The organism is Hwangdonia lutea, from assembly GCF_032814565.1.
GTDB lineage: Bacteria > Bacteroidota > Bacteroidia > Flavobacteriales > Flavobacteriaceae > Hwangdonia > Hwangdonia lutea.
The window spans coordinates 540,451-553,023 of record NZ_CP136521.1 but is presented as its reverse complement, the minus strand read 5'-3'; the positions used below and the strand labels follow the sequence as shown (position 1 = coordinate 553,023).

Annotated in this window: 9 protein-coding genes; 4 read left to right on the top strand and 5 right to left on the bottom strand. The window is 35.9% G+C overall.

What is annotated here, in order from left to right; all coding sequences use genetic code 11:
- The first annotated feature begins 63 nt into the window (after positions 1-63).
- Positions 64-2,838: an outer membrane beta-barrel protein gene (locus tag RNZ46_RS02435; protein WP_316983803.1), complete on the top strand. Its 2,775-nt coding sequence runs from the start codon at positions 64-66 to the stop codon at positions 2,836-2,838.
- A gap of 39 nt (positions 2,839-2,877) precedes the next feature.
- Here RNZ46_RS02435 and RNZ46_RS02430 read toward each other — a convergent pair whose 3' ends face one another.
- The 5 genes from RNZ46_RS02430 to RNZ46_RS02410 all read right to left on the bottom strand — a co-directional run bounded on the left by RNZ46_RS02430 (position 2,878) and on the right by RNZ46_RS02410 (position 6,137).
- Positions 2,878-3,723 (bottom strand): TPM domain-containing protein, encoded by an 846-nt coding sequence (locus RNZ46_RS02430; RefSeq protein WP_316983802.1) that lies wholly within the window; start codon positions 3,721-3,723, stop codon positions 2,878-2,880.
- A gap of 8 nt (positions 3,724-3,731) precedes the next feature.
- A complete protein-coding gene (locus tag RNZ46_RS02425) occupies positions 3,732-4,169 on the bottom strand; it encodes a TPM domain-containing protein (protein ID WP_316983801.1) in 438 nt (145 codons plus the stop codon).
- A 7-nt stretch (positions 4,170-4,176) separates the two neighbouring features.
- Complete coding sequence (locus tag RNZ46_RS02420; protein ID WP_316983800.1) at positions 4,177-4,770, bottom strand: LemA family protein; 594 nt, start codon at positions 4,768-4,770, stop codon at positions 4,177-4,179.
- A gap of 66 nt (positions 4,771-4,836) precedes the next feature.
- Entirely contained in the window at positions 4,837-5,166 is a 330-nt protein-coding gene (locus tag RNZ46_RS02415) for a MerR family transcriptional regulator (RefSeq protein ID WP_316983799.1), read from the bottom strand.
- Positions 5,166-6,137 (bottom strand): M23 family metallopeptidase, encoded by a 972-nt coding sequence (locus RNZ46_RS02410; RefSeq protein WP_316983798.1) that lies wholly within the window; start codon positions 6,135-6,137, stop codon positions 5,166-5,168. Before RNZ46_RS02410 ends, RNZ46_RS02415 begins: the two co-directional genes overlap by 1 nt.
- 219 nt (positions 6,138-6,356) lie before the next feature.
- Here RNZ46_RS02410 and alaS point away from each other — a divergent pair, with 219 nt between their 5' ends.
- The 3 genes from alaS (at position 6,357) to RNZ46_RS02395 (ending at position 12,070) form a co-directional block, all read left to right on the top strand.
- Complete coding sequence (alaS, locus tag RNZ46_RS02405; RefSeq protein WP_316983797.1) at positions 6,357-8,972, top strand: alanine--tRNA ligase; 2,616 nt, start codon at positions 6,357-6,359, stop codon at positions 8,970-8,972.
- A gap of 124 nt (positions 8,973-9,096) precedes the next feature.
- On the top strand, positions 9,097-10,047 hold the full coding sequence (locus RNZ46_RS02400; RefSeq protein WP_316983796.1) for a GSCFA domain-containing protein: 951 nt from the start codon (positions 9,097-9,099) through the stop codon (positions 10,045-10,047).
- Between the two features lie 148 nt (positions 10,048-10,195).
- Positions 10,196-12,070, top strand: coding sequence for an outer membrane protein assembly factor BamB family protein (locus tag RNZ46_RS02395; RefSeq protein ID WP_316983795.1), 1,875 nt, complete (start codon positions 10,196-10,198; stop codon positions 12,068-12,070).
- The last annotated feature ends 503 nt before the right edge of the window (positions 12,071-12,573 follow it).

Below are 12,573 nucleotides of genomic sequence, written 5' to 3'. Positions count from 1 at the left end.
TTTCAATTGGGTTGGTATAGAGTTTAAATAAGAAAAACATACTAATCATCAATCAATTTTTTAATGAGACACATCATTTTATTTTTAGTGTTATCGAACACTTTCTTGTCATTTTCGCAATCTAAACCTTTTAATATTTCTGGAACTGTAATTGACGAATTCAACAAATCCCAATTAGAATCGGCAACGGTTTATTTGCAGCGCGTTAAGGATAGTGCGTTGGTTACCTATACCATTTCAGATAAAAACGGTGAATTTACTTTAGAGGGAAAAACTTACGATGAAAAGCTGAATCTTTTAGTGTCGTACGTTGGTTATAAAACAATAAACAAATCGATTAACATAAACAAAGAAGACATTAAGCTAGGAACCATTAATATGATGGTAGATGATAATGCGTTAGATGAGGTAATTGTTAAATCTACCCCGCCAATAACTATTAAAAAAGATACTTTGGAGTTTAATGTAAAATCTTTTAAAACAAAAAAAGATGCCAATGTTGAGGATTTGTTAAAGAAACTTCCGGGAGTTGAGATTGACGAAGCTGGAAAGATAACAGTAAACGGTAAGGAAGTTAATAAAATATTGGTAAACGGAAAGCCCTTTTTTGGAAACGATCCCACCATTACAACCCGAAATTTGACTAAAGAAATTATTGAAAAAGTACAGATAACCGATACAAAGTCCAAGGCTGATGCTTTTGCAGGAAAAGAAAGCGATGGCGAAAACAAAACCATAAACCTAACCATTAAAAAAGAAAACAATAAAGGGGTTTTTGGTCGTTTGGCGGCGGGTGCCGGGACTGATGAACGCTACGAATTTGCTGGTATGTTTAATTATTTTGATAACGATAGGCGTATTAGCCTGCTTTCTGGTGGCAATAATATTAATTCGGCTGGATTTAGCTTTGGTGAAATTAGAAAAATGTTTGGCGGCGGTAATCGAATAAATATTAGTGGCGATGGTTCTTTTGCAATTGATGGGCGTTCCTTTGGTGGCGGTCAAGGCATTACAACCTCCAGAACTTCGGGACTAAATTATGCCGATAAAATAGGCGAAAAAACCGATGTTTCGGGAAGCTATTTTTACTCGGGTAGCGAATCGGAGAATACCTCTTCAACCCAACGCGAAAATATTCTGCCCGATACCCGATATTTTACCGATTCAAATTCAAGTTCTTCAAACTCAACCGATAGCCACAGGGCCAATACCGAGCTGGAATTTAAAATAGATTCTACATTATATATCAATGTGAAACCCTCATTTAACTTCACAAAAAGTGAAAATATATCGTCAAGAGACGAAACCTCAAGAGATATTGATAGGGTATTGATTAATGAATCCGAATCGTCTTCTTTTGTTGAAAATACAGCTAAAAACTTTAGCAACAATGTTAATTTAACCAAGCGTTTTGGGAGCAAAGGTTCGTTTCTAAGACTCTATTTCAATAACCGAAACAACATTACGGAGACCGATGATTTTTTAGATTCTGAAACCAATATTTATGGCGCCACGCCAAACGATATTATAAGAAAGCAATTTACTGATGGCGAAAACCACTCTAGCAACGTTTCAACAGGAATTACTTACAGGCAACCTATTTTGGGCAAAAAATTAGCATTGGATTTTAGTTACCGTTACAACAGAAACAAGCAAGAAAATATAAGAAGCACTTTTGATTTTGACGAAGTAGAACAGGATTACAATACCTTTAATAAGGATTTGAGCACCAACTTTAAATATATTGATGATAACAATACCTTTGGTTTGGAATTATCTTATAGAAAAGACAAGCTGTTTGCAGAAATAGAGACCGATTATGTGTTACGAACTTTAGAAAACCAAGATTTTTTAAGATCTGATTTAGACCTAAAAAGAGACTTTAATAATTTACAGCTTTCATCAACTATACGATACCGATTTAGTCCAAAAGCATCATTTAGAGCCGGTTATAGGTTAAGAAATAGCGTACCCAGTTTAAGGCAATTACAACCTTTTCAAGATGTGTCTAATCCTTTAAATACAGTAGTTGGTAATCCTAATTTAAAAACAGGTATAGACCATAGGTTTAATGTTAACTTCAATGCTTTCGATTTTAATAAAGGCACTGGGTTTTACGGTTATGTTCGTGGTAATTTTAGAAATAATCAAGTGGTTTCTAAATCAATTATAAATGAGGATTTAGTACGTAATACAACTTTTGAGAATGTAAATGGCAACCACAATATCAATTCTAGTATATGGTATAATAAAAAGGTGAAAATAGACTCTTTAACCTCAATAAAGTTTGGTTTTGGCTCATCAATAGGGTTAAGCAAGAACATTAATTTTAATAACGGAGTTAAATATAGTAGTAGGGTTAATAATATAGGGCCAAGTGTGAATTTTGAGCTTACGGTTAAAGATTTGTTGGAAATTAGACCACGCTACAGGTTGCAATTCACAAAAAATAGATATGATATCGATGCTTTTAATGATAGGAGTTTTGTTTACCACAACTTAAATGTTGTCACTGGTTTTTTCTTGCCCAAAAACTTCGAGTGGCGAAATAATGTAAACTTTAATTATAATCCCAATATAGCCGATGGATTTCAAAAAAGCGCTTGGTTTTGGAATTCGACTTTGGCCTATTCGTTTATGAAAGACAGCGCAACCCTAACCTTAAAGGCTTACGATTTACTAAACCAAAACACCAATGCCAGACGAATCGCCACCGAAAACTACATACAAGACTCACAAAGTACCGTTTTGCAACAATATTTTATGCTAAGTTTTAGTTGGAAATTTAACAGTTTGGGTAAAAAAGGAGAAGTAAGAGAAAGCAGATTTCATTTTTAAATTGTTGGAACGAAGAAATACGAAAAAAATGGTTTGTTGTTACCAACTACCACCCGCACCACCGCCGGAAAATCCACCGCCACCTCCAAAGCCGCCAAAGCCTCCGCTACTGGAACCACCGCCAAAGCCTCCACCAAAACCGCCAGAACCTCTGCGGTAGTTGCCACGGCCCATATTGCTTAAAATAATGGCTTCTAAAATATCACTGGCGGGCGATCTGCGTCCACCATTTCTACCGCCGCCACCGCGCCGGTTATTGGAAATGGAAATAAGAATTATAATAAATATAAAAACAAGGATAACAATAAAACCAACGGGAAAGTTATTGGTTCTTCTCGAAGGTTTTTGGTTGTTTTTATATTCACCACTTAAAACCTGAAAAATCGCATCAATGCCTTTGTCCAATCCCCGATAATAATCATTGCGTTTAAATTCAGGAATAATAATGTTTCTGATAATTTCGCCGTTTATACCGGCAGTAAGTTTGTGCTCCACGCCATAACCAGGAGCAATCCATATTTTTCGGTCGTCTTTTGCCAATAAAACAAGGATACCGTTGTCTTCTTTTTTTTGACCAATGCCCCATTTATGCCCCCATTTAGGTGCTAACAGCCCAATGTTTTCGCCTTTTGTAGTGGGGATGATTACAATTAAAATTTCGGTTGAAGTAGAATCGTTGTAATGTTTTAATTTATCAAACAGCAGTTTGTATTCCTTAGTGCTTAAGGTTTTGGTGCTATCGATTACCGGCGGTATAAAACTTGGTTTTTCAGGAATGTTGTACTGCCCAAAAGAAAGATTTAGAGCGCAAAATAACGTTAAAAAAGTAACGACGCACTTCACTTCTTTTTTTAGTGTTGGAATACTTAAAACTGAATGTTGCATATTAAAAGTTATCCTTTTGATATTTCGTTTGAAAGTTCGTTGCTGTCGTTGTGTTTCCAAGGAAAATGATGAGCAAGCTCTGTGCCTGCTTTTTTAATACCCTCGACTAAGCCTTGTTTAAAATGACCAGATTTAAAATGCGTTTGCATGATATCCTTTGTGCTATTCCAAAAATTATCCGGAACCACATCGTTAATGCCTTTATCACCGTAAATAACAAAACTTCTATCGTCTACAGCAACATAAATTAAAACCCCATTTTGTAGTTTGGTATTGTCCATTTTTAAATAATGAAACACCTCCATAGCGCGTGAAAAAGCATCGGTTTTTGAGGTTTTTTCAATATGTACACGTATTTCTCCGGAAGTGTTTGCTTCGGCAATTCTAATAGCTTCTATGATTTCCTGTTCTTCTTCAGGTGAAAGAAAATCTTCAATTTTAGACATGTTATTTTTAGTTTGAAAAATCTACCTGAACCGGTTGGTTGGCACCAGCTTCAGCATCAAAATATGGTTTTTCGTCAAAATTTAATATGCCAGCAAGAATAGTATTTGGAAATTCATTCACATGGATATTATAAGGTTTTATGGCTTCGTTGTATCGTGTTCTTGCCGTTTGAATTGTGTTTTCGGTGCTCGTTAATTCGTCCTGTAATTTTAAAAAGTTTTGATTGGCCTTTAAATCAGGGTAACGTTCTACGGTTACCAATAAACTTTTTAATGCGCCGCTTAATCCGCCTTGCACTTGATTATATTGTGCTAATTGTTCAGGCGTAACATTTGCGGGGTCTATGGTAATTGAAGTGGCCTTGGCACGTGCATTAACTACAGCCTCTAAGGTGCTTTTTTCAAAATCGGCAGCACCTTTTACGGTATTTACCAAATTACCGATAAGGTCGTTTCTGCGTTGGTATGAGGTCTGTACGTTACCCCAGGCTTCTTTTACGCCTTCGTTTAAATTAACTGCTGTGTTATTAAAACTTTTTCCCCAAGAATACAAGCCAATTACAAGTATTCCTATGATAATCCATGGTAAAAATTTTTTCATTGTTGTGTGGTTTTTTAGTTGATTTTTATAAGGTTACTTTAATATGTTGAGATTTAACTAAAAATGTTACAAATGATTTTTAATTTTAATCAATTGATTTTTTACATCTTCAAGTTTACTTATTATTTCAAAGTTATTTAAAGTCTCTTTTTTGCTTTCTTTTAAATGGGTTTTAGCGCCATCTAAAGTAAAGCCACGCTCTTTAACAAGGTGGTAAATAAGCTTAAGGTTTTTAATGTCTTCGGGTGTAAATTTTCGATTGCCTTTAGCATTTTTTTTGGGTTTAAGCACATCAAATTCCTTTTCCCAAAACCGAATTAACGAGGTGTTTACATTAAAGGCCTTGGCAACTTCCCCAATGGCATAATATCTTTTTTCTGGTAAATCTATATGCATTAATCTAATGATTGATTTTCTAACGAGGCGTGTTCTAACAATTTACTGAATTCTTCAGCTGTTAAACTACCATAGTAAAAGTTTATGGGATTAATGCGCGTGCCATCTTTCCAAATTTCGTAATGTAAATGTGGCGCTTGCGATCGGCCTGTGCTTCCAACAAAACCTATCAAGTCTCCGCGTTTTACTTTTTGGTTTCGTTTTACATTGTATTTATATAAGTGGGCGTATAAGCTCATATAGCCAAAACCATGATCAATTCTAATATGTTTGCCATAGCCGCTAGATCCTGCATCGGCACGTTTTACAATGCCATCTCCGGTAGCGTAAACAGGGGTGCCTCTTGGCGCCGTAAAATCCATGCCCCAATGCATTTTCCTAACTTTGGTAAAAGGATCTGATCGCATACCGTAACCCGATGCCATACGTGTTAAATCTTCATTACTTACCGGTTGTATGGCCGGTATTGCCGCCAAAAGTTTTTCTTTTTCTTCGGCTAAAACGGTAATTTCATCTAACGATTTAGACTGTACCACAATTTGTTTTTGTAAAATGTCCAAGCGCTTATTGGTTTCAATAATCAATTCAGAATTATCGAATCCCTCAAGATTTTTATATCTGTTAATTCCACCAAAACCAGCTCTTCGCTGCTCTTCGGGTATAGGGTTGGCCTCAAAGTAAATTCGATAAATATTGTTGTCTCTATCGGCAACGTTGGCAAGGACCGCTTCGGCTTCGTCCATTTTTTTGTTCAATAGCTCAAACTGCAATTTGGCATTTTCCAGCTCTCTTTTTAAAGCTTTCTCTTTGGGCGATTCAAAATATAAATTCCCAATAAAAATAATGATAAAGGAGAACAAAAAGGCGGCTAAAAGAAAAAGCGAAATATAGGCAAATGTCTTTCTTTTTTTGCGCTCAATTTTACGATAGGAAAGCGATTCGGGATCGTAATAAAATTTTACCTTACTCATTGTTTAAATTATACTATTTTTGCTAAAATTTAAGATGATTAACCCTCTTATATTATAAGCAAACGAACAAACCTACAAAAAAATTATCTTATGTTTTGCAATAATAATTCAACGGTAGGTTTACGCTGTCCTAAATTTAAAATAAATTTGCAGCATAAATATAAAAATTGTTTCGGTTTAAAACCAATTTAACAGAAACAAGATTTACAAAATAAGTACATGAAGTCACAAGATATCCGATCAAAATTTTTAGGTTTTTTTAAAGAAAAGAAACATAGCATTGTGCCGTCTGCCCCCATGGTTTTAAAAGACGACCCCACATTAATGTTTGTAAACTCTGGTATGGCGCCTTTTAAAGAATATTTTTTAGGGAATGCTAAGCCCAAAAACAATAGGGTAGCCGATAGCCAAAAATGTCTGCGGGTTTCTGGGAAGCATAACGATTTAGAAGAGGTTGGTTACGATACATACCACCATACTTTATTTGAAATGTTAGGCAACTGGAGCTTTGGCGATTACTTTAAAAAGGAAGCCATAGCTTGGGCTTGGGAGCTTTTAGTGGATGTTTATGGTATTGATAAAGACATTTTATACGTTACTGTTTTTGAAGGAAGTGATGATGCCGATAAGCTGCCCATGGACACCGAAGCATATGATTTTTGGAAACAATACATTTCTGAAGACCGCATTTTAACAGGGAATAAAAAGGATAATTTCTGGGAAATGGGCGACCAAGGCCCTTGTGGACCATGTAGCGAAATTCATGTTGATATTCGCTCTGCAGAAGAAAAAGCCAAGGTAGACGGTAAAGATTTGGTAAACATGGATCATCCGCAAGTGGTTGAAATATGGAATTTGGTATTTATGCAATACAACCGAAAAGCCAACGGCAGTTTGGAAAACCTTCCTGAAAAACATATCGATACCGGCATGGGCTTCGAGCGTCTTTGTATGGTTTTGCAGGGTGTACAATCTAATTACGATACCGATGTGTTTACGCCCATAATTCGAGAAATTGAAACCATAACCAATAAAAATTATGGGAAGGATGAAACGACCGATATTGCCATTCGTGTAATTTCAGATCACGTTCGTGCGGTAGCGTTTTCAATAGCCGATGGACAGTTGCCAAGTAACACGGGTGCCGGCTACGTTATTCGAAGAATTTTACGTCGTGCCGTGCGTTACGGATTTACTTTTCTCGATAAAAAGGAACCCTTTATTTACCGATTAGTTGATGTTTTAAGCAGTAAAATGGGAGAGGCTTTTCCTGAATTAATAGCTCAAAAACAACTTATTGAAAATGTTATTAAAGAAGAAGAACAATCGTTTTTAAGAACTTTGGATCAGGGATTGATATTGTTAAATCGTATTGTTGATGAAACCAAAGGCGATACTGTTTCTGGCGAAAAAGCTTTCGAATTGTACGATACCTACGGTTTCCCCATAGATTTAACGGCTTTGATTCTTTCTGAAAAAGGATTGAAATTAGATGAAAAAGGTTTTGATGAGCAATTGCAAAAACAAAAAAACCGTTCGCGTGCAGCTAGTGAAATGTCTACCGATGATTGGACCATTTTAAATGACGATGCCGTCGAGGAATTTGTAGGTTACGACACACTTGAAGCTAATGTAAAGTTAACCAAATACAGAAAAGTATCCTCCAAAAAGGATGGCGATATGTATCAATTGGTTTTCAATTTAACACCGTTTTATCCCGAAGGTGGAGGGCAAGTTGGCGATAAAGGCTACTTGGAAGATGCCCACGGCGATGTGGTTTATATTTTAGATACCAAAAAGGAAAACAACGTTATTATTCATTTTGCCAAAAATCTTCCCAAGCATTTAAATGAAACTTTTAAGGCTGTGGTAGATGCCAAACAGCGCTACCGAACCGAGTGCAATCACACGGCCACACACTTGTTACATCAAGCTTTAAGAGAGGTTTTGGGCGACCATGTCGAGCAAAAAGGAAGTGCCGTACACTCCAAGTATTTGCGATTCGACTTTTCTCATTTTTCAAAATTAACCGCAGAGCAATTACGCGATGTTGAAAATTTTGTAAATAGCCGAATTGAAGGGAAACTACCGCTCATCGAAAAACGAAATATCGCTAAGGAAGAAGCGCTCGCAGATGGCGCCATGAGCTTGTTTGGCGAAAAATATGGCGACACGGTGCGTTCTGTTCGTTTTGGGCAATCCATCGAGCTTTGTGGCGGCACACACGTAAAAAACACTGCAGATATCTGGCATTTTAAAATTATATCAGAAGGTGCCGTGGCGGCTGGAATACGTCGTATCGAAGCTATTACAAACGATGCGGTAAAAGATTATTATTCTGAGAACAATCGGGCTTATTTTGAAATGAAAGAATTGCTTAACAATGCCAAAGAACCTGTAAAAGCATTGCAGAATTTACAAGAAGAGAATGCAAGTCTTAAAAAGGAAATTGAAGCGTTATTAAAAGCTAAGGCAAAAAATATAAAGGCCGAACTTAAAAACGAATTGCAAGAAATAAATGGGATTCGGTTTTTAGCTAAAAAGTTAGATTTGGATGCTGCCGGTTTAAAAGATGTCGCGTTCGAATTAGGGAGTCAGTTTGATAATTTATTTTTATTATTTGCCACCGAGCAAAACGGAAAAGCATTGTTATCCTGCTATATTTCAAAAGAATTGGTAGCAAGTAAGGGTTTAAATGCGGGACAAGTGGTAAGAGAATTGGGTAAATTTATTCAAGGCGGCGGCGGCGGACAACCATTTTTCGCAACTGCTGGTGGGAAGAAACCAGATGGCATTGATGAGGCTTTAGCTGAAGCTACGGGCTTTATAAAATAAAAGTTATAACGCAGAGCTTCACAGAGTAAAAAAAACGCAGAGATTCTCAGAGAATTTTATAGTTAAAGTTTCTCAGTGAGTCTTTGTGATACTCAGCGAATCTTTGTGTAGTAGTTACGAGTTTATGAAACTTCAAACCGAAATACCACTTCAACCACAACAGCATAATCAAATAGATTATAACTCTAGTGTATTGTTGTTAGGCTCGTGTTTTGTTGAAAATATAGGTAAAAAACTGGATTACTTCAAATTCAAAAATCTTCAAAATCCTTTCGGTATTTTATTTCATCCAAAAGCAATTGAAACCCTAATCACTAATGCCATAAATGAAAAAGAATATACTGAAAGCGATATCTTTTTTCACAACGAGCAATGGCATAGTTTTAATGCGCATTCAAAGTTAAGCCAGCCTTTGAAGGAAGGTCTGTTAAAGGATTTAAACAAAGAAATTAAATCCACAAATCAACAAATCCACGACGCAACACACATCATCGTTACGTTAGGAACCGCTTGGATTTATAGACATATTAAAACAAATACACTGGTGGCCAATTGCCACAAAGTGCCACAAAAAAAGTTTTTAAAAGAATTGTTGGTTGTTGATGAAATTACAGAATCTTTACAATCAATTATCACACGTATCAGAAGTGTTAATAAAAAAGTCTCTATTATTTTTACCGTATCGCCGGTACGCCATATTAAAGATGGATTTATTGAAAACACACAAAGCAAAGCCCATTTAATTGCTGCTATTCATCAAGTTGTTGAGCCAAGAAACCATCTTCATTATTTTCCATCTTATGAAATTATGATGGACGAACTGCGTGATTATCGTTTTTATAATGAAGATATGTTGCATCCCAATCAAACGGCCATCAATTATATTTGGGATAAGTTTCAAAATGTTTGGGTATCAAAAGAAGCCTCGAAAATCATGGGCGACGTTGATAGTATTCAAAAAGGATTATTGCATAAACCCTTCAACCAAAAATCAGAAGCACATCAAAAATTCCTTCAAAATTTAGAAGTAAAGAAAGTTCGGCTCCAAAAAAAAATTCCTCATATAAAGTTTTAGTTTTCAATCTAAAAAATCAGTCTATTTTCTGATATCCAATAGCGAAGTGGTCTAACATCTTCTATAAATATACGCAATTCATCGTATTGACTTCGCGCTCATTTAATTGCAATTTTGGTGTGTTATTAACCATAAAACAAATTCAACAATGAGACATTTAAAATTAATGGTTTTTCTATTGGCAGGTACGCTAATGCTAAACGCACAAAATGCAGAAACCCCAGACAATAACTACGATTTGGGAGCAAAAATTAACGAAATGACACTTACCGTAGGTGGGGTAATGGTAGTTGCCACAAACGACGGATTGGTGGGTATTAAACCAGGGCAAGACAAACCACTTTTTAATTTTACAGATTATGGACGCGTAAAGCCAGAAGAGCTTACTTACATCCCTTTGTCGCCCTATGTTATGGTAGGTCAAACAGGTTTTGCAAATCTATCTGCAAAAAAAGCGGTAATAGACTATGTGTCTGGTAAAATCTTGTTTACTACCGAGTCTAAGGGTTGGAAAAACATTTTTACTGCCGATGTTATGATGCCACAGAACAAACTGGTTGTAAGTGGTTTTCAAAAAGGAGGAGGAAAGGCAGAAAATGTTACAGCAAAAGTAGCGGTTTACGATCTGGGAACGGGAGATGAAGATTATTCGTTTTTCTTGACAGAACCAGGCAAGGTAACCATGAAATACTTTGCAGTAACAGGCAGACCACTACTTTTAAAAGACAAGCTTTTGGTACCAACAAGCCAAGGTATTATTGCAAAATCGAAATCTGGTGAGACACTTTGGGAAAATGATATTAAAAATGTGAACTGGATGACGAGTAATGAATCAGAGTCTGATATTTACGCCTTTGCAGCCACTTCCAACGGAAAAAACACAAAAATATACAAGATATCTGCCAATGGTTCTTCGGCATGGTCAGATGAGCGTAAGGTAAAAGGTAGTGTTTCTAATTTTGAAATATTGCCTCAAGGACTCGCCGTTGTTAGCGATGTGGCAGATTCTGGCGCCAAAGGACTGGGTAAATTAACCGCCAGTAAAACCGAGTCTAAAATTACCATGTTTAGTGCAGCGACAGGAGATGACTTATGGGAAAAAGCACCGAAAACAAAAGGCTATGTACAACATTTTTATGTAATGGATGATGGAATACTGTTTGGAGTTCAATCCGGAGGCATCAATAAAATATCTTATACGGGAAACACCCTGTTTAAAAAACCTCTGAAAACTGGCGAAAATATTTTAACCATGGCCGAAACTCCACAAGGGCTTATTTACATAACGAGTGAAGATGCCAATATTGTAAATTTAAAAACAGGCGATCAGGTTTGGGATAAACCATTAAAATTTAAAAGAGCAGAAGTCGTGGCTTCAGAATTTGATACTAAAAACGGTAGATATCTTATCAGTGCAGACGAAAAACTTTTCGCTATAGATGAAAAAACAGGGAAAGCAACAATTTTAACGGAATCAGATTTTGAAGAAAAGGAAGATCCATCTGGAGTAGAACTTAGAGATGATGGAATTTTATTAAGCTCAAATCAAAATATGACGTTGTTGGATTGGGATGGAAAAACAAAATGGCACGAGTATTATCGTTCGCCAGGTAAAAGTGCCTTTGGTGCTATTTTGGCCGGAGTTACGGCTGTGGCATCAACGGCTATGGCAAGCGCAGCAGCCTATAGAGCGGGTGCAAATAAAAATTATTTAGGACAATACAACAGCTATGGTGCCGAAATGAAACGTGCCCAAGATATGTTTTCAGAAATTGGTACTGCATCATTTAACGAAATGTCCAAACGCTTTAAAGCGACATCGGCTACCAAGAATTCACAGTTCGTATTAACAAAACTAGATAGTGGTGTTGGTTTGGTAAAGGTAAATAAAGATACAGGTAAAGTAGATAAGGAAATTCTGTTAAAAGATAAAAAACCAGAGTACCAAGTCGATGAATTTGGAGGTTACCTATATTATAAAGCAAATGACAAAACCATTTATGCCTACGATCTTAAAAAATAAATCTTGTTGTTGAGATTTGTTGATTAGGCGTAATAGATTACATTATTGCGCTTAATCTTTTTTTAAAACACTTTTGTCGAATAATTAACTAACATGTTACTTTAAATTGTAGTTTTAAAATGCTATTAATCAGTTCATATCAAAAAACATCGGTTGCTTTATACCTTTTAAAAGGTTTGCAATTGATGTTTTTTTTCGTTTCCTCAATTATCAATTTTAATTATGGAATGGCACTTGTTTTTTGAAATTTTAATTTTAGGAGCAATTATCATTTTGATTCTATTTGCATTAAAAGCGTTTTTAACAATAGTGCTTATAAAAAAGGCATATCAAAACCGGTTTAACCAATTAAAAACCGAATTGCATATTGAGATTGAAAAAAGCAAATCCATCCGTCAAAAAACGATACTTATTGACAACTTAAATAAAACGTTACACAAAAGGGCTTTTACAATTATAGAGGCGTTTTTTGTGTTTCAAAAACTCGTATTTGAGAAGGATTC

What these genes read in the sequence shown, in the direction of transcription:
- RNZ46_RS02435 (WP_316983803.1), top strand. Translation starts at nt 64, where the DNA reads ATGAGACACATCATTTTATTTTTAGTGTTATCGAACACTTTCTTGTCA.
- RNZ46_RS02420 (WP_316983800.1), bottom strand. Translation starts at nt 4,770, where the DNA reads ATGAAAAAATTTTTACCATGGATTATCATAGGAATACTTGTAATTGGC.
- RNZ46_RS02430 (WP_316983802.1), bottom strand. Translation starts at nt 3,723, where the DNA reads ATGCAACATTCAGTTTTAAGTATTCCAACACTAAAAAAAGAAGTGAAG.
- RNZ46_RS02415 (WP_316983799.1), bottom strand. Translation starts at nt 5,166, where the DNA reads ATGCATATAGATTTACCAGAAAAAAGATATTATGCCATTGGGGAAGTT.
- alaS (WP_316983797.1), top strand. Translation starts at nt 6,357, where the DNA reads ATGAAGTCACAAGATATCCGATCAAAATTTTTAGGTTTTTTTAAAGAA.
- RNZ46_RS02395 (WP_316983795.1), top strand. Translation starts at nt 10,196, where the DNA reads ATGAGACATTTAAAATTAATGGTTTTTCTATTGGCAGGTACGCTAATG.
- RNZ46_RS02425 (WP_316983801.1), bottom strand. Translation starts at nt 4,169, where the DNA reads ATGTCTAAAATTGAAGATTTTCTTTCACCTGAAGAAGAACAGGAAATC.
- RNZ46_RS02410 (WP_316983798.1), bottom strand. Translation starts at nt 6,137, where the DNA reads ATGAGTAAGGTAAAATTTTATTACGATCCCGAATCGCTTTCCTATCGT.
- RNZ46_RS02400 (WP_316983796.1), top strand. Translation starts at nt 9,097, where the DNA reads ATGAAACTTCAAACCGAAATACCACTTCAACCACAACAGCATAATCAA.